Source organism: Ornithinimicrobium murale, assembly GCF_003352835.1.
Taxonomy (GTDB): domain Bacteria; phylum Actinomycetota; class Actinomycetes; order Actinomycetales; family Dermatophilaceae; genus Ornithinicoccus; species Ornithinicoccus muralis.
This window is the reverse complement of sequence record NZ_QLVD01000001.1, coordinates 152,464-171,563: the sequence shown is the minus strand read 5'-3', so window position 1 is coordinate 171,563 and position 19,100 is coordinate 152,464. Positions and strand designations below refer to the sequence as shown.

The following is a 19,100-nucleotide window of genomic DNA, read 5'->3' as shown; positions in this document are numbered from 1 at the left end:
CGGATGGGCCGGTCCCGGCCCTACACTGACCGGACCATGGCTGCCTCCGAGTCACAGACCTATCGCACCCTGCCCGCACGCATCGTCGGGTGGGTGATCCTGGTGGCGGTCGCCGGGCTCGCCGTCGTGATGGGCTCGGTCGAGGCAGGTCTGGGCAACAACCCGTTCTCACCCGCCGCCTTCCTGGCCGTCGTCGCAGCGATCGTGTGGGTCGTGCTGCTGCGGCCTGCCGTGCGGATCGAGCCTGGCGGGGTCACGATGAGCAACCTGGTCACCGACGTGACGGTCCCCTACGAGCGGCTGGGCGCGGTCAAGCACCAGTGGGCGCTCGAACTGGTCGACAACGCCGGGACCAAGCACAGCTCCTGGGCGATCCCCGTCCGGCGGGAGCTGCGACCCCGCCGCGACATCGACAGCTATGCCGAGTCGACTACCCGACGGAAGGCCCGGGAGGGCAACAACGCCGAGGTGATCGCGGGCCGGGTGGAGAAGGAGTGGCAGCGGTGGAGGCTGGCTGGCGGGGTGGAGGAGCCCGGGCGCGGCGTGCACCGGACCTGGGCCAGGGGCGCCCTGGTGCCCCTGCTCGGATCCGTTGCGTTCCTGCTGGTCATCTTGCTTGTCGGCTGACCGACGGGCGGTGCTCGTGCCGGTTGGTCAGGCCCGGGTCAAATCCTCCATGGTGGCGCGGACCGCACTCAGGCGGCGTCCCGCCTCGGACCGTGCCGCCGCTAGGTCCTCGCCCTCGACGGGGACGATCGCCTCAAGGTAGACCTTGAGCTTGGGCTCGGTGCCACTCGGCCGGACGATCACCCGGGTGTCGTCGGCGAGCAGGTAGCGCAGGCCCTCGGTGGGCGGCAGACCGTCCGCGCCCTCGGCGAGATCCTCCAGGGAGGCGACAGCGACACCCCCGAGCTCGGCCGGGGGATGGCTGCGCAGACGCTGCAGCACGGGGGCGATCATCCTGAGGTCCTCGACCCGCACCGAGAAGGCGTCGGTCTGGTGGACACCGTGGGTCAGGGCGAGATCATCCAGCAGGTCCTGCAGCGTGCGGCCCTCCTGCTTCAGGGTCGCGGCCAGCTCGGCCACGAGCAGAGCGGCGGTGATGCCGTCCTTGTCCGGCACGGTGGCCGGGTCGACGCAGTAGCCGAGCGCCTCCTCGTATCCGAAGCGCAGTCCCGGCACGCGTCCGATCCACTTGAACCCGGTCAGCGTCTCCTGCGCGGGCAGGCCGGCGGCACGCGCCATCGCGCCCAGCAGACGGGAGGAGACGATGGAGCGGGCCAGCACGGTGCGCTCCCCGGAGGGGTCGACGCCACGGTTGAGGATGTGCTGACCGAGCAGGGCACCCACCTCGTCGCCCCGCAGCATGCGCCAGCCGTCCGGGCCGGGCACCGCCACCGCGCACCGGTCGGCGTCCGGGTCGTTGGCCAGGACGACATCGGGCTGCACCGTGTCCGCCTGGGCCAGAGCCGCATCGATCGCGCCCGGCTCCTCGGGGTTGGGGAAGGAGACGGTCGGGAACTCCGGGTCGGGCGCAGACTGGGTCAGCACCGTCTGCGGTGCCGGGAAACCGGCCGCGGCGAAGGCGGCCAGCACTGTGTCGGACCCGACACCGTGCAGTGCGGTGTGCACGACGGACAGCTCCCGTGGGCTGTCGGGGGAGACGACCGCGGAGGCCGCCTCGACGTAACGCTCCACGAGCCGGTCGTCGAGGGTCTCCCAGCCGGAGGCTGCCAGGGTCACCTCCGTGGCGGTGGCGACGGCGCCGATGTGCGCCGCAATGTCGGAGTCGGCCGGAGGCACGATCTGGGAACCGTCGCCGAGGTAGACCTTGTAACCGTTGTCCTGCGGCGGGTTGTGACTGGCGGTCACCATCACGCCGGCGTCGGCACCCAGGTGGCCGATCGCGAAGGCCAGGACCGGGGTCGGCAGAGGTCGCGGCAGCACCAGGGCACGACCACCGGCGGCGGTCACCACCGCCGCGGTGTCCCGGGCGAAGACGTCGGAGTTGTGCCGCGCGTCGAACCCGATGACCACGGTGGGCGCCGCGTTGACCTGCTCCTTGAGGTATGCCGTGAGGCCGGCTGCGGTGCGGATCACCACCACGCGGTTCATCCGGTTGGGACCGGCGCCCAGGGCCCCACGCAGGCCGGCCGTGCCGAACTCCAGGAGGCCGGAGAACCGGTCGGCCAGCTCGGCCAGAGCAGGCCCGTCGGAGGACCTGGCCGCCTCGATCAGCGCGGTCAGCTCGTCCCGCGTCTGCTGGTCCGGGTCGTCGGCGAGCCAGGCCTCGGCGAGGGGGATGAGGTCGGTGGCTGTCGGCATACTCACATCCTGCCGATGATCTGCGCGAGAAGGGTTCCGCAGCGCTCTGCCGCGGCCTGGCCGGCCTCGATGACCTCCTGGTGGGACAGGGCGGTCTTGCTGATGCCGGCGGCCGGGTTGGTGACCAGGGAGACGCCGAGGACTTCCATGCCTGCCTCGCGGGCGGCGATCGCCTCCAGGGTGGTCGACATGCCCACCAGGTCACCGCCGAGGATCTTGGCCATCCGCACCTCGGCCGGGGTCTCGTAGTGCGGGCCGCGGAACTGGACGTAGACCCCCTCGGGCAGGCTCGGGTCGACCTCCCTGGCCAGATCCCGCAGCCGTGGTGTGTAGAGGTCGGTGAGGTCGACGAAGTTGGCGCCCTCGACGGGCGACTCTCCAGTCAGGTTGATGTGGTCGCTGATCAGCACCGGCGTGCCGGGTGCCCAGTCGGGGTCGAGCCCGCCGCAACCGTTGGTCAGCACGATGGTGCGGCACCCGGCGGCCGCCGCGGTGCGGACGGCGTGCACGACGGCACGCACGCCGCGACCCTCGTAGAAGTGGGTGCGCGTCCCGAAGACCAGGGCCCGCTTGCCGCTGCCGCTGATCTGCACCGAACGCATCGTGCCGGTGTGCCCGGCGACGGCCGCGTCGGTGAAGCCCGGAACCGCGGTGTTCTCGATGGTGGTGACCGTCTCACCGACCAGGTCGGCGGTCTGGCCCCAACCGCTGCCCAGGACCAGGGCGACGTCGTGCTGAGGGGTGCCGGTGTGCTCGGAGATGACGGTCGCGGCCGCCCGCGCGAGCTCTGCAGGGGATTCGGTGATCACCGGGGCACTGTACCGATGGTTGGATGGGTCCTGTGAGTGGAATGCAGAAGTCAGTGGTCATCGTCGGGGGCGGACCTGGAGGGTATGAGGCCGCACTGCCGGCTGCGCACCTGGGTGCCAGGGTCACCGTGGTCGAACGGGAGGGGGTCGGAGGGGCCGCGGTCCTGACCGACTGCGTGCCCAGCAAGGCCCTCATCGCCACCGCCGACTTCATGGACCGGTTCAGCGCAGCCGACCGGATCGGTGTCGGCTTTGACGGCGCGCCCGGCGACCAAGGGGTCCGGGCCCGACTCACGGATGTGAACAGCCGCATCATGCGACTGGCCAGCGCCCAGAGCACGGACATCCGCGACAAACTTCTCGACGCAGGGGTTGAGGTCATCAGAGGGGCTGGTCGGCTGGTCCGCCCCGGCGTGGTCGAGGTGGCCACCGAGGTGGACAGCGTGGAGTCCGGGGAGGAGCCATCCCCCTCAGCCGAGGAGCGGCGCGGGGGCACCCGCCAGCTGGACGCCGACGTGATCCTGGTGGCCACGGGTGCGCGACCACGGGTGCTCGACACTGCCGTTCCCGACGGGGAGCGGATCCTGACCTGGCAACAGATCTACGAGCTGCCCGAGCTGCCCGAGCACCTCGTCGTCATCGGCTCCGGTGTCACCGGCGCCGAGCTGGCGCACGCCTATCTCGGGCTCGGCTGCCGGGTCACCCTGGTCTCCTCGCGCGAGCGGGTGCTGCCCGGTGAGGACCAGGATGCCGCCACGGTGCTGGAGGAGGTCTTCCGCAGCCGTGGCATGACCGTCCTGAACCGCTCCCGTGCGGCCGGTGTGGTCCGGGTCGGTGACGGGGTCGTGGTGACCCTGGAGGACGGTCGTGAGGTCAGTGCCTCGCACGCGCTGCTCGCCGTCGGCTCGATCCCGAACACCGCTGACCTGGGTCTGGAGCAGGCCGGCGTCCAGCTCTCCGCCTCAGGCCACATCGACGTCGACCGGGTCTCGCGGACCTCGGTGCCCGGCATCTACGCCGCCGGGGACTGCACGGGCGTGCTGCCCCTGGCCTCCGTCGCGGCGATGCAGGGGCGCATCGCGATCGCCCACGCCCTGGGCGACGCGGTGGCGCCGCTCAACCTCGGCCGGGTCAGCTCCAACATCTTCACCGACCCGGAGATCGCCACGGTGGGCGTCTCCCAGGCCGATGTGGACTCCGGCAAGGTCGACGCCCGCGCGGTCATGCTGCCGCTGACCGGCAACCCGCGGGCCAAGATGCAGAACACCAAGCACGGTTTCGTGAAGATCTTCGCCCGCAACGGAAGTGACACGATCCTCGGCGGTGTGGTCGTGGCGCCCCGCGCCTCTGAGCTGATCTTTCCGTTGACGCTGGCGGTGGCCAACCGGCTGAACGTCGACCAGTTCGCCTCGACCTTCACGGTCTACCCCTCGATGTCGGGGTCCATCGCCGAGGCAGCCCGCCAGCTGCACACCACCCTGGCCGACTGAACCGGCCGCTGGCTCAGGCGACGAGGTCGCTGGCTCAGGTGACGAGGTCGCTGGCTCAGGTGACGAGGTCGCTGGCTCAGGTGACGAGGTCGCTGGCTCAGGTGACGAGGTCGGCCGGGCGGGTAGGTAGGCTGCGAATATGAGCGACTTCGACCTGTTCCGCATCTCCGAGGACCATGAGGCACTGCGTGAAGCGGTGCGCGAAGTGGTCGATCACAAGATCACGCCGTTCGCGGCCGCGGTCGACGAGGAGAGCCGGTTCCCGCAGGAGGCCCTGGACGCGCTGCGCGCCACGGATTTCCACGCCCCGCACATCGCCGAGGAGTACGACGGCGTGGGGGCGGACGCACTCGCGACCTGCATCGTCATCGAGGAGGTCGCACGGGGCTGTGCATCCTCCTCGCTCATCCCGGCCGTGAACAAGCTGGGCACGATGCCGCTGATCCTGGGCGCCAGCGAGAAGATCAAGGCCACATACCTCCCGCCGGTCGCGCGCGGCGAGGCGATGTTCTCCTACGGCCTGTCCGAGGCGGGCGCCGGCAGCGACACCGCCGGCATGAAGTGCAAGGCCATCGAGCAGCCCGACGGCACCTTCCTGCTCAACGGCCAGAAGTCGTGGATCACCAATGCTGGCGTCTCGGACTACTACACGGTCCTGGCGGTGACCGACCCCGACGGGGAGCGGGGTCGCAACGTCACCGCCTTCGTGGTCGAGAAGACCGACGAGGGATTCACCTTCGGTGAGCCGGAGAAGAAGCTCGGCATCAAGGGCTCCCCGACGCGGGAGCTGCTCTTCCAGGACTGCTCGATCCCCGGCGACCGGATGGTCGGTGCACCGGGCGAGGGCCTGAAGATCGCGCTGCGCACCCTGGACCACACCCGCGTCACCATCGGGGCGCAGGCGGTCGGTATCGCTCAGGGCGCGCTGGACTTCGCCCTGGGCTATGTCAAGGAGCGCCAGCAGTTCGGCAAGAAGATCGCGGACTTCCAGGGCATCCAGTTCATGCTCGCCGACATGGGCATGAAGCTCGAAGCGGCCCGTCAGATGGTCTATGTCGCCGCGGCCAAGTCTGAGCGCAACGACGGGGACCTGCCCTTCTTCGGCGCGGCCGCCAAGTGCTACGCCTCGGACGTGGCGATGGAGATCACCACCGACGCCGTGCAGCTGCTCGGTGGCTACGGCTACACCAAGGACTTCCCGGTGGAGCGGATGATGCGGGACGCCAAGATCACCCAGATCTATGAGGGCACCAACCAGGTGCAGCGCATCGTCATGGCCCGCCAGCTCCTCAAGGGGTGAGACCCGTCGCGGTCAGCCAGGACGACCTGAGGCACCTGGCACGCTGCGTGGAGCTCGCGCGTGAAGCGCTGGAGGCCGGGGATGAGCCCTTTGGCTCGGTCCTGGTCGACGGGGCTGGGAGCGTGCTGTTCGAGGACCGCAACCGGGTCCGCGACGGTGACCGCACGCGCCATCCGGAGTTCGAGATCGCGAGGTGGGCTGCTGAGCACCTGACGCCCGACCAGCGGGCCGACGCCACCGTCTACACCTCCGGGGAGCACTGCCCGATGTGCGCCGCTGCCCATGGGTGGGTCGGGTTGGGGCGGATCGTCTATGCGGTGTCCTCGGCCGAGCTGCAGAGCTGGCGCGCACAGTGGGGCGCACCCGCCGGGCCGGTCGCCCCGCTCCCGATCGCCACGGTGGTGCCCGACGCGGTCGTGGCCGGTCCGGCGCCGGAGCTGACCGAGGTGATGCGTGCCCTGCACCGCGGCAGCGTCACTCGAGCGACCGGTGGGGTCTGAGTCACGACACACCGGCGGGGGAGCGCCCGGCCTGCTCGCTCCGTGCCTAGATTGCTGCCCAGACACCGGTCACCACGGGAGTGAGACGAGATGGTCAGCAGCCCTCCTCGCACCGCAGCACCCCGGGCGCAACGCCCGGCGCCAGCGCCGCGATGTCCGATCTCGGCGCGACAGCGTGCTGTCTACCGGCGCCGCAGGATCGTGGCGGCCGGCCTGGCGCTGCTCGTGCTCGTCGGACTCGTCCTCGGGGTCCGCGCGCTGGTCCTGGCGGTCACCGGTGGTGAGGAGGCGGCCCCACCACCGGCAGCGGCCGACCAAGCCGTGCAGATGGAGCTGCCCACCGGGGAAGCAGCGATCGCGCTGCGACCGGCGGACGTGAACAACAGCAACCGGATCGACCCGGAGCCGGGCGAGGCCGTCTGGTACACCGGCCATGACCGGGTGCGCCCCGGTGAGCTCGGCACAGCGGTCATCGTGGGGCACGCCGAGCACGACGGCGAGCCGGATGCCTTCGCGGACCTCGGCTCGGCCGCCGAGGGGGAGCGGGTGCGGATCACCTTCGCCGACGGAGTCACCCTGGAGCTCGACGTCGTCAGCACCCAGGTGCTGACCGAGGATGAGCTCCAGCAGTCGGATGTCGTGTGGGGCCCACAGGACCAGACCCACCGGACGGTGCTGGTCACCAGCGACACGGTCGAACGCGGCGACGCCGAGGGCCACATCGTGGTGGTCAGCGAGTTGGGCTGATCCCAGGCGCCGTTAGGCTGAGGCCCTGTCGCGATGGCGCGGCCGCCGGCCCGGGCCGGTGACACGGTGGAGGCGAGAGGCAGGGTCGGTGGACAGCACGGCGCGCAGTCGGGACGGCAGTGTCCATGTCACCGACGAGCGGTTCAACACCGTCTCCCACCTGTTCGGGACCTGTTTTGCCCTGGTCGGCGCAGCCCTGCTGATCGCCCAGGCCGGCGGGCAGGCGGATCCGTGGAAGATCATCAGCTTCAGCATCTATGGAGCCTCCCTGATCACGCTGTTCCTGTGCAGCACGCTGCACCACGGCCTGGACCTCGGCCCACGGATCAACGGTGTCCTGCGCACGCTCGACTACACCTCGGTGTTCTTCCTGATCGCCGGCACAGTCACGCCGCTGGTGCTCGTCCTGTTCCGCACCACCTACGGATGGACCGTGTTCGGTGCCGTGTGGGGCATCGCGGCCATCGGCATCGTGATGCGCTCAGTGTGGACGCACCTGCCCAAGTGGGTGACCAACACCCTCTACATCACCCTGGGCTGGATGACCGTCCTGCTGGCGTTCGCCGGCGAGCTGTCCCTGGGAGCCCTGCTCCTGACCGCTGCGGGTGGAGTCGTCTACAGCCTCGGGTTCGTCATCTTCGTGCTCGAACGCCCCAACCCGTGGCCGGGTGTCTTCGGGTTCCACGAGATCTGGCACGCCCTGGTCGTGCTGGCGGCCTTCCTGCACTACCTATTGATGTACTTCTACGTCCTGCCTGCCTGAGCAGCCCCGACCGAGCCCGGGTCAGCCGCCCGCGCGCTGCACCGCAGCCAGCACCGCGGCCGCGACCGTCTCGTCGTGGTCCGGTGGCACACACCGCAGGTCCAGCAACAGGTCACCGGAGTCGAGGCGGCCGACAACGGCCGGGTCACCGGTGCGCAGGGGCGCGGCCAGCTCCTCCGGGAGGGCGACCGCCCAGCCGGGCAACCGGACCCCGGGGGCTCCACCACCGCCGACCACACCGTCATGAGCCCGCACCCGGCCACCCACCCGCTCGGCCAGGAGCTCGGCACGCAGCCGGAGGGTCTCCGGGTCCGCCGTGCGATAACGGGTGACCGGGACGTCCACGTCCTGCAGCGTGGCCTCCAGGGCTGCCAGTGCCAGTTTGTCGACCCGCAGGGCGCGGGCGAGGGGGTGGCGCCGCAGCTGGTGCACCAGCTCTGGCCGGCCGAGGACCAGCCCCGCCTGCGGGCCACCGAGAAGCTTGTCCCCGCTCGCGGTCACCAGGGCTGCTCCCGCGCGCAGGGCTGATGTGGCGTCCGGCTCGTCGGGCAGGGCAGCGTCGGGGGAGAGCAGTCCCGAACCGATGTCCACCACCACCGGGGGTCCGAGCGGGGCCAGGTCCGCAACCGCGACGCCGCCGGTGAACCCCTCGACCCGGAAGTTGCTCGGGTGGATCTTGATGATCGCGCCGGTCTGCGGGCCGACCGCGTCGCGGTAGTCGGCCACGGTGCTCCGGTTGGTCGTGCCGACCTCCCGGAGCCGGGCCCCGGTGGAGGTCATGAGGTCGGGCAGCCGGAAGCCGTCGCCGATCTCCACGAGCTCACCGCGGCTGACGACAACCTCCTGCCCTTCGGCGGCCAGAGCGGTCACCGCCAGGAGCAGCGCGGCAGCTCCGTTGTTGACCACGAGTGCGTCCTGGCCCTCCGGCAGCCGAGCCCGCAGCTCGGTGAGCACCGCCTCCCCGCGCGGGCCGCGGCGGCCGGTCGCCACGGCATACTCCACGTCGGTGTAGCCGCTGGCCCGGACCACAGCCCGCACCGCACGGTCGGACAACGGGGCCCGACCCAGGTTGGTGTGGACCACCACACCTGTCGCGTTGAGCACCGGCCGCTGGGACCCGGCACGGTCCGGAAGCTCCCGGACGGCCCGCTCAAGCACCTCCTCGGGAGCGATGGCACCCTCGCGGGCCAGCGACTGGGCAGCGTGGACGGCCGTCAGCACTCTCGACCGGGACAGGCCCCCGGCAGCAGCGGACAGGCGGGGGTCAGTCAGCAGCTCGTCGGTGCGCGGGATCCGGCGCCGCGGGTCGGTCTCGCTCACCGGGCCGAAGCGCTCAACGGATGATCTGGACCGGGCACTTCGCGTGGTGCAGCACGCCGCGACTGGTCGATCCCAACAGCAGACTGGTGAGCTCGCTGCGGCCCCGCGCGCCCACGATGAGTGCTGAGGAGTCCGCAGCAGCCCGGGCGATCGCCTGTTCGGGACGCCCCTCCACCACGACCGTCGTCACGGTCAGGTCCGGATCCTCGGCCAGGATCTCGGCCCGCGCCTCCTCGGCCACGGTCTCGGCACCTGCCGTGCGCACCTGCACCGCCTGGGCCATCGACGCGTAGCCCTGTGGTGGCATGCCGCGGTTGTCCTGGTAGGGCCGCTCCCACGCGGTGATCACCTCCAGCGGGGCGTCGTAGCGCTGGGCGACGTCGATCGCCCGGCGCACCGCCCGGGCCGCGCTCGGCGAGCCGTCCGTGGCCACCGACACCTTGTGCTCGGGACCTGGCACCGGGAGGTCGCCCTCGGGGACGATGGTCACCGGACAGCGGGCCAGCGAGGCCACGTGGTAGGCCGTGGAGCCGAGCAGGATGCCCGCGACGCGCCCGCGGCCGCTGTTGCCGACGACGATCATCCGCGCGGTCAGGGAGATCTCCTCCATCGCCGCAGCGGGGCTGGACAGGGAGGACTTGGTGCTGACGTCCAGGTCGGGGGCCAGGTCACGGGCCACCTGCGCACCGCGCTCGGCGATGCGTAGCGCTGCCTCGTGCGCCTCCTTCGGCGTCCAGAGCCCGACGCCGGCATCCTGCACGAACCGGATGCGGTCAGCGGCGTGCAGCACCACCAGCGGCTCCTTCTGATGCTCGGCGATGTGCGTTGCGAACTCGACGGCCTTGGTGGCCCGGTCCGATCCGTCGAAACCAACGACAACCGGGTGGGCTTCGGGACTACTCATATCGTCTCCTTGCGGGTTCCGTGCGCCCATAGTGTCGCGTTGTGGCCGCTCGTGCCACCGGGTCGGTGCGTGTCGTGGCACGTCAGGCGCGACGGGTGACCAGGTGTGCCTTGACGACCAGCAGCTCCCGGACCGGCATCGTGGTGAAGGGATGCACCAGCCTGAGCTCGTCCAGGTCGCCGCGCCCACGCCGCGTCAGCGTCTCCTTGGTGACCCTCCACCCCGTCTCGGCGAGCAGCCGGTGATAGTCGCTGAGCTGCAGCCGGTTCTGGTAGCCGAGGCGGTTGTTGGCCAACCGCCACCGGCGGGGGCTCAGGGTGAGGAAATGGAACTCGCTGATGCGGGGGTCGTAGCCTGCGTAGTGGTCGGCGAGGTCCACATAGTGGCTCATCCGGGCGTCGCCCGAGCCCACTCGTCCGAACTCCTCGAAGATGCCGCGCATGGTCTCTGCGGGGATGTGCTCCAGGGTGTTGTTGGAGACCAACAGGTTTGCGCCGTGCGTCTCGGGCATCCCGGCGAGGTCCCGGGCGTCACCGATCCGCAACGTGATCCCCAGGGGCGCGAGCAGGTCCGGGGCCGGGGTGTCTGTGGGGGAGCCGAGCAGGGTCCGGAGCAGGGCCAGCCGGTCCGCCGAGCCGACGCGGATGCGACCGGTGGCCGCCAGGTCGCTCAGCACCTGCATCGCCAGGCGGACCCGTTGGGGGTCTGTGTGGTTGCCGACGTCGATCGTCACGACGGTTCCCCCGTGCACCGCCAGGCCCAGCGGCACGATCGGGAACCAGCCCGTGCCCACCTCGATCGCCCGCGTGCGTCGCAGCGCAACACCACCAGGGTTCCCGAGGGCACGCAGGTGCTGTTCCACGTGGTGCCACTTGGACAGGAAGTAGTCCTCGGCAAGAGCAGGCCCACGCAGTCGGCGCCGGACGGCATCACCGAGGACACCGCCACCTGGTGTCGCGGCCAGCACACCCTGCGCGGCAGCCTTGACCCACCAGCGGTTCAGCACCCGGCGCGTCACGGGCTCACGGCTCGATGGAGAGTGGTTGACCGGTGCGCAGCGCCTCGAACATCGCGTCTGCCGCGGCCTCGTCCCACAGGACGCTGGAGCCGGCGTGCGTGCTGTAGTTGGCGTCGCCGATCGGGACGGTCAACGACTGCCCCTTGCCCTGCGCGATGGAACGCATCCCCAGGGCCATCCGGCCGGTCTCCCACATCGAGGTGTCCTCGCCCAACGCCATGGCCGAGCCGGTCGCCGTGCCGACATCCCTGAGCCGCCACGGCACCAGCATCGTTTCCGGGGTCGCCATCTCCTGGGTCAGGGCCGAGAGGAACTCGCGCTGGCGTTCCACCCGGCCGAGGTCGCCACGCGGGTCGCTATAACGCATCCGGACGTAGTTGAGGGCTTCCGCGCCCTCGAGCCGCTGACACCCCTCCGGCAGGTCCAGACGGGTCTTCTCGTCCGACACGGGCTCGTCCAGGCACATCTCGACGCCGCCGACGGTGGACACGACCTCCACGAAACCGCCGAAACCGATCTCCAGGTAGCCGTCGATCCGCAGCCCTGTCGACTGCTCCAGGGTGTCGACCAGGAGCGGCGGGCCACCGATCGAGTAGGCGGCGTTGATCTTGTTGGAGCCCTGACCGGGGATCTCGACGTAGGAGTCGCGAGGGACGGAGACCAGGATCGGTTCCCCGGAGTCGGGCAGGTGCAACAGCATCATCGTGTCCGCGCGCGCGCCCTCCGCGTGGCCGGTCACCAGGTCGTTGCGCTCCGCGCGGCTCAGGTTCTCCCGGCTGTCGGTGCCGACCAAGAGGAAGTTGCTGCCGGCCCCGTCTGCCGGACGGGCCGCGTTGGTCGGGGTGGCGTCGACCCGGTCGATGCTGTTCCAGATGCTGGAGACCGCCCAGATCATCGACCCCACATAGGCCAGGACCAGCAGGAGCAGCACGGCCAACACCCGCCGCAGGCGATAGCGCTTCCTCCGGCGGCGGGGTGGGCGGCCACCGGGGCCACGGGGGCCATCGGGGTCGCCAGGGGGCCGCCCGCGAGAGGAGACCTCCCGCGCACCCGAGCGGGACCGCCCGGCCGGCTCCTCGGCATACTCCTGCTCGACCCACTGCTCGTCGTCGAACTCGTGCCCGGTGTAGCCGTAGTCGGCAGCCGTGGCCCGGCGCCCGCTGGGCAGTTCCCGGGTGCGGTCGTCATAGCCCTGATCGGCGTCGGGCGGGTAGCCACCCGGGGGCTGATCCTCCGGACCGGCGATGTAGGCCGGCTCGTGCCAGTCGTCCCGGGGGTCACGGCGGCCGCCGTTGCCGCGCGGTGTGCGCGGAATGGGTCGGGTCCAGTCATCCTCGGGGTGGTTCGGCACGCCGACAGAGTAGGCGCTCCGGCTGGGGGAAGGCTGGCGCCCACGCCGGTCGGTCAGGCTCAGGATCACTTTTCGGGCCGTCCCCGGGTAGCCTCGTCGCGTGAGCCTCCCCTATCCGCCCGTCTCCGTGATCATGCCGGTCCTCAATGAGGAGCGGCACCTCGCAGAGGCGGTTCGGTCGGTGCTGGCCCAGGAGTATGCAGGGGAGCTGGAGGTCGTGGTTGCCGTCGGCCCGAGCCGGGACCGGACGCTGCAGGTCGCTGAAGAGGTTGTCGCCTCAGACCCGCGGGTCACGTTGGTGCAGAACCCAACTGGTCGCACGCCCGACAGTCTGAATGCCGCTCTTGCGGCGGCACGGCACGAGATCATCGTGCGGATGGACGGGCACGGGGAACTGTCCCCGGGCTACATCGCCCGGGCGGTGCGGGTGATGCAGGAGACGGGCGCGGCCAATGTCGGGGGCGTGATGGCCGCCGAGGGGCAGACCGACTTCGAGCGGGCCGTGGCGCTCGCCATGCGTTCCCGGCTGGGACTCGGCTCCGCGCGGTTCCACGTGGGCGGTCCACCCGGCCCCGCCGAGACGGTCTTCCTCGGGGTCTTCCAGCGGGACTGGCTGCGTCGGGTGGGCGGTTATGACAGCACCTACTCCCGGGCGCAGGACTGGGAGATGAACTGGCGGATCCGGCAGATGGGCGGGACGGTCTGGTTCGACCCGGAGCTGGAGGTCACCTACCGCCCGCGGCCGGACTTCGGCGCCCTGGCCCGGCAGTACTTCACGACCGGCCAGTGGCGTCGCCGGGTGATGCGGCAGCACCCCTCCTCGGTCAGTGCCCGCTATCTCGCACCTCCGGTCGCTCTGGTAGCCGTCGTCGCCGGCGGTGTCGGTGGGCTCGTCTGGCGGCCGGCGCTGCTGGCCCCGCTCGGTTATGCCGTGGCGGTGACCGTGGGCGGCCTGGCCATGGGGGCCCGTCAGGGCCCGTCGGTGGCGCTGCGGGTCCCGGCGGTCCTGACCACGATGCACATGGCGTGGGGAGCGGGTTTCCTGCGCGGGACCAGCCGGGACTGAGCCCACGACGTGGCCCCTGCCCGGTGGTCCGGTGCAGGGGCCCTGTCGCGAGTCTGAGATCAGGTCAGGTCGACCGTCAGCTGCGCGCCGGTCTTCTCCTGGACCTCCTCGGTGGTGACCCCCTCGGCGACCTCGCGCAGGACCAGGCCGTCGTCGGTGACGTCGATGACCGCGAGGTCGGTGATGATGCGCTGCACCACGGCCAGGCCGGTGATGGGCAGTGAGCACTCCTGCACGATCTTGTGGGTGCCGTCCTTGGCGACGTGGTCCATCAGCACGATGACCTTCTTGGCGCCCAGGACCAGGTCCATCGCCCCGCCCATGCCCTTGACCATCTTGCCGGGGATCATCCAGTTGGCGATGTCACCGGCGGCCGAGACCTGCATCGCCCCGAGGATGGCGGCGTCGACCTTGCCGCCTCGGATCATGCCGAAGCTGGTGGCCGAGTCGAAGATCGAGGCGCCGGCTCGCAGCGTGACGGTCTCCTTGCCGGCGTTGATCAGGTCCGGGTGCTCCTCACCCTCATAGGGGTAGGGACCCACCCCGAGGATGCCGTTCTCGGACTGCAGCACCAGCTCCACATCGTCGGGCACGTAGTTGGGCACCAGCGTGGGCATGCCGATGCCCAGGTTGACGTAGTCGCCGTCGTGCAGCTCCTGGGCGGCGCGGGCCGCCATCTCCTGACGGGTCAGTGCCATGGCTCAGGCCTCCTCGGTGGTGCTGCCCGGGCGGGGCCGCGTGGTGTGCTTCTCGATCTGCTTGGCGGCGACCTGCTCGGGCGTCAGCGGGAGCACCCGCTGCACGTAGATGCCAGGCAGGTGCACCTCGTCGGGGTCGATCTCGCCGGGCTCGACGAGCTCCTCGACCTCGGCCACGGCCACCCCGGCAGCCATCGCGCACAGCGGGTTGAAGTTGCGGGCCGAGCGGTTGAAGACCAGGTTGCCGTGGCGGTCGCCGCGGGCCGCACGGAGCAGACCGAAGTCGGCGAAGATGGACTCCTCGAGCACATACTCGCGCGTGACACCGCGCACGGTGAACTCGCGCTTCTCCTTCGGCGGCGACTCCTTGATGACCTTCCCCTCGGAGTCGTAGTGCCACGGCATGCCGCCCTCGGAGACCAGGGACCCCACACCCGTGGGCGTCCAGAAGGCCGGGATGCCGGCACCGGCCGACCGCATCTTCTCGGCCAACGTGCCCTGCGGGGTGAGCTCCAGCTCCAGCTCACCGGAGAGGTACTGCCGGGCGAACTCCTTGTTCTCCCCGACGTAGGAGGCGATGACCCGGCTCACCCGGTGCTGTGCGAGGAGCACTCCCAGCCCCGCGTCGTCGACACCGCAGTTGTTCGAGACCACCTGCAGGTCGGTGGTGCCCGCCTCAAGCACCGCGTCGATGAGCACGCTCGGGACCCCCGAGATGCCGAACCCACCGACGGTGAGGGTCATGCCGTTCTCGATTCCTGCGACGGCTTCCGCAGCACTCCTGACAACCTTGTCCATGCACCGCACCCTACCGGCGCCCGGCCCCCGCCCACGCGGCGGGGCTATGTGCGGACGGTCACACCCTCGCTGAGGATCCGGGGGTCCTCGCTCGCCGGTTCCGGGCCGCGCACCAGGACGAGGGAGGACCCGGTCGCCAGGGCGCGGAGCAGGTGCCCGAGCAGGTCGTATGCCGAGGTGCCGGTGACCAGCACCCGTGACCCGGGCGCCCACTCCGCCTCGCCGAACAGCTCCGCGTAGGGGGTCCGGTTGCCGTCGTGCACCAGGGCGTCGTCCTCGGCCTCCGGCTCGTCCCACGGGGTGAAGCCGTCCCCGAAGCTGGAGACCTCCTTGGCCTCGTCCATCACGCCGGAGCGCAGGTCGCCGGCATACTCCCGGGCCAGCGCGGCCAGCGTCACGGCGACGACCTCGTCGGCGTCCTCGGCCGTGGGCGAGTCCGGGTCCGTGGTGACCAGGACGTCCGCGCCCTCGTGCGGGTCCAGGGTCAGCGTCGCACCGACCGCCCAGACCGCCAGGGCCCAGTAGCAGGTGCGCCAGTGCGGGCAGGGAAGGTCGAGCAGCACGATCGAGCCACGCTGGACATCGAGCCCCTCCTGCAGGGCGTTGGCCGCCTTGGCTACCCAGTTGTCCAGGACGCGCCGGGAGATCTCGATGCGCTCGCCCTGGGTGGGGCCGGGGGTGTCGTCGTAGAAGGTGATGGCAGGCCGCGTCGGGTCCTCGCGCACGAGGTCGGTGAGCGCCTGGTGTGGGGTGAGCACGGGGTCACGCTAGCCGAGATGGCCGCGACCTCGGGAGGGGTGCCGTTGTTTTCCGGTGGCCGACGGCTCAGGCCCCGGCCGATGAGAGCATGGATCCGTGACAGGGACGGCACACCCTCGGCCGCTCGCGCGACAGTGGTCGCCGGGTCGTCCGGTTGACGTGGCCGCCACGTGGGGGACGCTGCAGCGCGGCGCGGGTGACCCCACGTGGATCGGTGCAGACGGGGTGCTCTGGCGCGGGGTGCGCACCCAACTGGGGCCCGTGACCCTCCGGCTGTCCAGCCGCCCCTCGGAGGGGCGGGTCGTGGCCCACGCCTGGGGTGAGGCGCAGGCCGCAGAATCGCTCCTGGACCGGTTGCCACAGATGCTGGGTGAGGATGACGACCCGTCCTCGTTCGTGCCGCGCCACGAGCTGGTGGCCACCGCGTTGGCGCGGCGCGGCGCCGGCTGGCGGGTGCCCCGGACGGGCCTGGTCCTGGAGTCCCTGGTGCCCGCGATCATCGAGCAGAAGGTGACCGGTCAGGAAGCCTTTGGTGGCTACCGGAGGATCGTGCGGCGCCTGGGGGAGCCGGCACCAGGGCCCGGCCGGGAGCTGGGGCTGTATGTCGCACCCTCCCCTGGGCGACTGCGCGGCGTCCCCTCCTGGGAGTGGCTCCGGATGGGGGTCAGCCCACAGCGTGCCGACACGGTCATGCGTGTCGTGCGGTTGGCCGACCGGTTGGCGCCGGTGTGTGACCTGCCGCTGGCGCAGGCGCACCGGCGGCTGCGGGCCGTCCCGGGCGTCGGGGTCTGGACTGCGGCCGAGACTGCACAACGGGCACTCGGCGACGCCGACGCGGTGAGCTTCGGTGACTATCACGTGGCCCGGAACATCGGTTGGGCCCTGACCGGGAAGGAGCTCGACGACGACGGCCTGGCCGAGCTGCTCGAGCCCTACCGCGGCCACCGCTACCGCGTCCAACGACTGCTCGAGCTCGCCGGCGTGATGCGGCCGCGGCGTGGTCCGCGCATGGCGCCGCGGAGCCACCTGCCGGTGCGGTGACGCGCGTCAGGGACGGGTGGAGCAGGTGATGACGACGTCATTCAGCGACTCGCTGGCCAGCGCCACCTCCAGACGCGCACCGACCCGGCCCGCGACGAACGGGTCGTCGGCGTGCACGACCAGGCCGCCATCCGATGACGGCACCACCGAGGCGGCGCCCTCCCCGTGCAGGGCGAGGCGGGTCGCCCGGGTCAGCCGGTCAGCATACGGTTCCGGGACGACCGAGGCGACGCCGACCTGATCGGCCGCAGCCGATCCGGGGGCGACTCCGAGGGCGGCGCGGACCGCTTCGGCCGAGCCGAGCGCGAACCAGTCGCCGGGGCCGGTCCGGACCATGCTCCGGGCTCCGGCACTGCCCGGGCCGGTCACCGTGCCCTCGGGCAGCCCGCGGACCAGGGCCACCGGCACGGCGCGCGACTTGCCCTTGACCAGGTCCGCGGCGGCGGCGATCTCGTCGGCCACCGCCCGCGAGGTGACGGCCAGGGGACGCCCGTCCGTGTCGGTGCCGCCGCGCAGGTCCTCGACGACAGCCACCGAGCACGCGCCCAGGGCGAAGTCGGTCTGGCCCTCACGCCAGGGCCGCCCGGCGGTGTCGGTCACCACGATTCCGATGCGGGGGAGCGGGTGCGGCGCGTGGGCGGTCAGCAGGTCGGCGTAGAGCTGGCGCGCCGCCAGGTCGGGGTCGGCCGGGAGCAGCAGCAGCCGCTCGTCGGGACCGGTGTTGGAGCCGTCGATCCCGGCACCGGCCATGACCGGCCCGGCCAGCGCCTCGACGACGCGGGTGGTGCCGGTGGGGGTGCGGCGCTCGGCCACCACCCGACGGCTGTGCTGCAGCACGGAGTCCGCGCGGCCGTCGTCGGCGGTCCGCAGCCCCTGTGCCTTGGAGATCACCTTGCTGGAGACGGCCAGGACGTCGCCCTCGGTGAGGGTCAGCCCGGCCCGGTCGAGGGCGTCCCGGATGACGCGGCCGAGGTCGGCACCGGACCCGATCTCCGGTATGTCGTGGAGCGGGTGGATCGTCACCGTCCCGGAGCCGGGGGTCGGGTCGGTCATGCGCTGCGCTGGACGGAGAGCTCGGCGGCCAGGTCGAGGGCGGCTCCGGCGATCCGCGCGGCGCCCGCCTCATCACGCATCCGCAGGTCCAGGGCGCGGGTCTGCAGGCGGGGTGTCTGGACCGTGCCGGTGTCCGCCTCGTCGACCAGCCAGCCGTCGAGGAAGTCGGCATAGAGGCCTGCGACGCCGCGCGCGCTGACCTCGACCTCCATCGCCGACAGGCAGGCGTCGGCGTGGCCCCGCACGGGGGCGCCGCCGATGATCGGGCTGACACCCACGACGGGTGCGCGCGACCCCCGCAGGGCGTCCCGAACGCCCGGCACGCCGAGGATGATGCCGATCGAGACGACCGGGTTGCTGGGCGGCAGCAGGATCACGTCGGAGGTGCGGAGCGCCTCCAGCACCCCGGGCGCGGGGACAGCCTGGCCGAGCCCGGCGACCGTGAAGCGGCGAGCGGGCACGGCCGCCTGCAACTGGACCCACCACTGCTGGAAGTGCACAGCCCGTTCGCCAGCGTCGGACCCGTCAGCGCCGGCTTCGTCGAGGACGACGTGTGTCTCGATCGGGGTGTCCGTGGCCGGCAGCAACCGGACGCCCTGGCCGGGCAGCCCCCAGCGCTCGGCCAGGCGGGCGGTGACCTGACTGAGGGTCTGGCCCTGCCCGAGCCACTGGCTGCGCGCGATGTGGGTGGCGAAGTCCCGGTCGCCCAGGCCGAACCATTGAGGCTGTGCGCCGAGCTCGGCCAGCTCGGCCTGCACGGCGTGGGTCTCCTCGGCCCGTCCCCACCCCTGACGCTCGTCAATGCCACCACCGAGGGTGTAGAGGATGGTGTCCAGGTCAGGGCAGATGCGCAGCCCGAAGAGGGTGATGTCGTCGCCGGTGTTGCCCACGACAACGACTTCGGTCTCCTGGTCGCCGCGGACCGCGCGCAGCTCGTGCAGCAGCCCCCGCACGAAGCGCGCACCGCCGACCCCACCGGCTAGTGCGGTGATCCTCATCTGCTTGGGCGTCATGGTCAGAATCCTCGCACCATCGGGACACCGCTGCGGAACCGGCCACATCGCCGCGGTCCCGCGCACCGGGACGCCGCCTGTGCTCCCGGGCCACTGCGGCCTGTCTGAGGGCCTCGGGCGCTCGCGCCGGGAGGTCCCACGGGAC

Annotated in this window: 19 protein-coding genes; 8 read left to right on the top strand and 11 right to left on the bottom strand. The window is 71.4% G+C overall.

Annotated elements, in window-relative coordinates; all coding sequences use genetic code 11:
* Positions 1 to 36 precede the first annotated feature (36 nt).
* The gene (locus DPQ65_RS00725) at positions 37 to 627 is read left to right on the top strand and encodes a hypothetical protein (protein WP_162801937.1); all 591 of its coding nucleotides are present in this window, start codon (positions 37 to 39) and stop codon (positions 625 to 627) included.
* Between the two features lie 27 nt (positions 628 to 654).
* On the opposite strand, the gene DPQ65_RS00720 is transcribed toward DPQ65_RS00725, so the two are convergent.
* Both DPQ65_RS00720 and DPQ65_RS00715 read right to left on the bottom strand, forming a co-directional pair.
* Positions 655 to 2,325: a phospho-sugar mutase gene (locus DPQ65_RS00720; RefSeq protein WP_114905462.1), complete on the bottom strand. Its 1,671-nt coding sequence runs from the start codon at positions 2,323 to 2,325 to the stop codon at positions 655 to 657.
* A gap of 2 nt (positions 2,326 to 2,327) precedes the next feature.
* Positions 2,328 to 3,131, bottom strand: a complete 804-nt coding sequence (locus DPQ65_RS00715) for a purine-nucleoside phosphorylase (protein ID WP_202862957.1) — start codon at positions 3,129 to 3,131, stop codon at positions 2,328 to 2,330.
* Positions 3,132 to 3,175: 44 nt separating this feature from the next.
* On the opposite strand from DPQ65_RS00715, the gene DPQ65_RS00710 reads away from it, so the two are divergent.
* The 5 genes from DPQ65_RS00710 (at position 3,176) to trhA (ending at position 7,934) form a co-directional block, all read left to right on the top strand.
* Positions 3,176 to 4,624, top strand: a complete 1,449-nt coding sequence (locus tag DPQ65_RS00710; protein WP_238146597.1) for an NAD(P)H-quinone dehydrogenase — start codon at positions 3,176 to 3,178, stop codon at positions 4,622 to 4,624.
* A 139-nt stretch (positions 4,625 to 4,763) separates the two neighbouring features.
* Complete coding sequence (locus DPQ65_RS00705) at positions 4,764 to 5,924, top strand: acyl-CoA dehydrogenase family protein (protein ID WP_114905459.1); 1,161 nt, start codon at positions 4,764 to 4,766, stop codon at positions 5,922 to 5,924.
* Positions 5,921 to 6,424: a nucleoside deaminase gene (locus tag DPQ65_RS00700; RefSeq protein WP_114905458.1), complete on the top strand. Its 504-nt coding sequence runs from the start codon at positions 5,921 to 5,923 to the stop codon at positions 6,422 to 6,424. The genes DPQ65_RS00705 and DPQ65_RS00700 overlap by 4 nt, the downstream gene beginning before the upstream one ends.
* Before the next feature lie 201 nt (positions 6,425 to 6,625).
* On the top strand, positions 6,626 to 7,171 hold the full coding sequence (locus DPQ65_RS00695; RefSeq protein WP_162801936.1) for a class F sortase: 546 nt from the start codon (positions 6,626 to 6,628) through the stop codon (positions 7,169 to 7,171).
* Between the two features lie 88 nt (positions 7,172 to 7,259).
* Positions 7,260 to 7,934 (top strand): PAQR family membrane homeostasis protein TrhA, encoded by a 675-nt coding sequence (gene trhA, locus DPQ65_RS00690; protein WP_114905456.1) that lies wholly within the window; start codon positions 7,260 to 7,262, stop codon positions 7,932 to 7,934.
* A gap of 21 nt (positions 7,935 to 7,955) precedes the next feature.
* Here trhA and selA read toward each other — a convergent pair whose 3' ends face one another.
* From selA to DPQ65_RS00670, 4 genes are all read right to left on the bottom strand, one after another.
* Positions 7,956 to 9,254, bottom strand: coding sequence for an L-seryl-tRNA(Sec) selenium transferase (selA, locus tag DPQ65_RS00685; protein WP_114905455.1), 1,299 nt, complete (start codon positions 9,252 to 9,254; stop codon positions 7,956 to 7,958).
* A 13-nt stretch (positions 9,255 to 9,267) separates the two neighbouring features.
* On the bottom strand, positions 9,268 to 10,158 hold the full coding sequence (locus tag DPQ65_RS00680; RefSeq protein ID WP_162801935.1) for a universal stress protein: 891 nt from the start codon (positions 10,156 to 10,158) through the stop codon (positions 9,268 to 9,270).
* 82 nt (positions 10,159 to 10,240) lie between these two features.
* Positions 10,241 to 11,176 carry a hypothetical protein gene (locus DPQ65_RS00675; protein ID WP_114905453.1) on the bottom strand — a complete coding sequence of 312 codons (936 nt, stop codon included), beginning with the start codon at positions 11,174 to 11,176 and terminating at the stop codon, positions 10,241 to 10,243.
* Positions 11,177 to 11,180: 4 nt separating this feature from the next.
* Positions 11,181 to 12,527 carry an LCP family protein gene (locus DPQ65_RS00670; protein WP_238146596.1) on the bottom strand — a complete coding sequence of 449 codons (1,347 nt, stop codon included), beginning with the start codon at positions 12,525 to 12,527 and terminating at the stop codon, positions 11,181 to 11,183.
* A gap of 100 nt (positions 12,528 to 12,627) precedes the next feature.
* On the opposite strand from DPQ65_RS00670, the gene DPQ65_RS00665 reads away from it, so the two are divergent.
* Complete coding sequence (locus DPQ65_RS00665) at positions 12,628 to 13,593, top strand: glycosyltransferase family 2 protein (protein ID WP_238146595.1); 966 nt, start codon at positions 12,628 to 12,630, stop codon at positions 13,591 to 13,593.
* A 59-nt stretch (positions 13,594 to 13,652) separates the two neighbouring features.
* Here DPQ65_RS00665 and DPQ65_RS00660 read toward each other — a convergent pair whose 3' ends face one another.
* From DPQ65_RS00660 to DPQ65_RS00650, 3 genes are read right to left on the bottom strand one after another with little or no spacing between them, the layout of a single operon-like run.
* The gene (locus DPQ65_RS00660; RefSeq protein ID WP_114905452.1) at positions 13,653 to 14,291 is read right to left on the bottom strand and encodes a CoA transferase subunit B; all 639 of its coding nucleotides are present in this window, start codon (positions 14,289 to 14,291) and stop codon (positions 13,653 to 13,655) included.
* 3 nt (positions 14,292 to 14,294) lie between these two features.
* Complete coding sequence (locus tag DPQ65_RS00655) at positions 14,295 to 15,089, bottom strand: CoA transferase subunit A (RefSeq protein WP_114905451.1); 795 nt, start codon at positions 15,087 to 15,089, stop codon at positions 14,295 to 14,297.
* 44 nt (positions 15,090 to 15,133) lie between these two features.
* On the bottom strand, positions 15,134 to 15,847 hold the full coding sequence (locus DPQ65_RS00650) for a TIGR03089 family protein (protein WP_114905450.1): 714 nt from the start codon (positions 15,845 to 15,847) through the stop codon (positions 15,134 to 15,136).
* A 97-nt stretch (positions 15,848 to 15,944) separates the two neighbouring features.
* On the opposite strand from DPQ65_RS00650, the gene DPQ65_RS00645 reads away from it, so the two are divergent.
* A complete protein-coding gene (locus DPQ65_RS00645) occupies positions 15,945 to 16,889 on the top strand; it encodes a DNA-3-methyladenine glycosylase family protein (RefSeq protein WP_238146594.1) in 945 nt (314 codons plus the stop codon).
* A 6-nt stretch (positions 16,890 to 16,895) separates the two neighbouring features.
* Here the strand turns inward: DPQ65_RS00645 and DPQ65_RS00640 are convergent, their stop codons facing one another.
* The gene (locus tag DPQ65_RS00640) at positions 16,896 to 17,942 is read right to left on the bottom strand and encodes a coenzyme F420-0:L-glutamate ligase (RefSeq protein WP_114905448.1); all 1,047 of its coding nucleotides are present in this window, start codon (positions 17,940 to 17,942) and stop codon (positions 16,896 to 16,898) included.
* Positions 17,939 to 18,940, bottom strand: a complete 1,002-nt coding sequence (gene cofD, locus DPQ65_RS00635; RefSeq protein WP_114905504.1) for a 2-phospho-L-lactate transferase — start codon at positions 18,938 to 18,940, stop codon at positions 17,939 to 17,941. The genes DPQ65_RS00640 and cofD overlap by 4 nt, the downstream gene beginning before the upstream one ends.
* Between the last annotated feature and the right edge of the window lie 160 nt (positions 18,941 to 19,100).

Coding starts and splice junctions, on each gene's coding strand:
- DPQ65_RS00725 (WP_162801937.1), top strand. CDS start 37: ATGGCTGCCTCCGAGTCACAGACCTATCGCACCCTGCCCGCACGCATC.
- DPQ65_RS00720 (WP_114905462.1), bottom strand. CDS start 2,325: ATGCCGACAGCCACCGACCTCATCCCCCTCGCCGAGGCCTGGCTCGCC.
- DPQ65_RS00710 (WP_238146597.1), top strand. CDS start 3,176: ATGCAGAAGTCAGTGGTCATCGTCGGGGGCGGACCTGGAGGGTATGAG.
- DPQ65_RS00705 (WP_114905459.1), top strand. CDS start 4,764: ATGAGCGACTTCGACCTGTTCCGCATCTCCGAGGACCATGAGGCACTG.
- DPQ65_RS00680 (WP_162801935.1), bottom strand. CDS start 10,158: ATGAGTAGTCCCGAAGCCCACCCGGTTGTCGTTGGTTTCGACGGATCG.
- DPQ65_RS00660 (WP_114905452.1), bottom strand. CDS start 14,291: ATGGCACTGACCCGTCAGGAGATGGCGGCCCGCGCCGCCCAGGAGCTG.
- DPQ65_RS00655 (WP_114905451.1), bottom strand. CDS start 15,089: ATGGACAAGGTTGTCAGGAGTGCTGCGGAAGCCGTCGCAGGAATCGAG.
- DPQ65_RS00640 (WP_114905448.1), bottom strand. CDS start 17,942: ATGACCGACCCGACCCCCGGCTCCGGGACGGTGACGATCCACCCGCTC.
- cofD (WP_114905504.1), bottom strand. CDS start 18,940: ATGAGGATCACCGCACTAGCCGGTGGGGTCGGCGGTGCGCGCTTCGTG.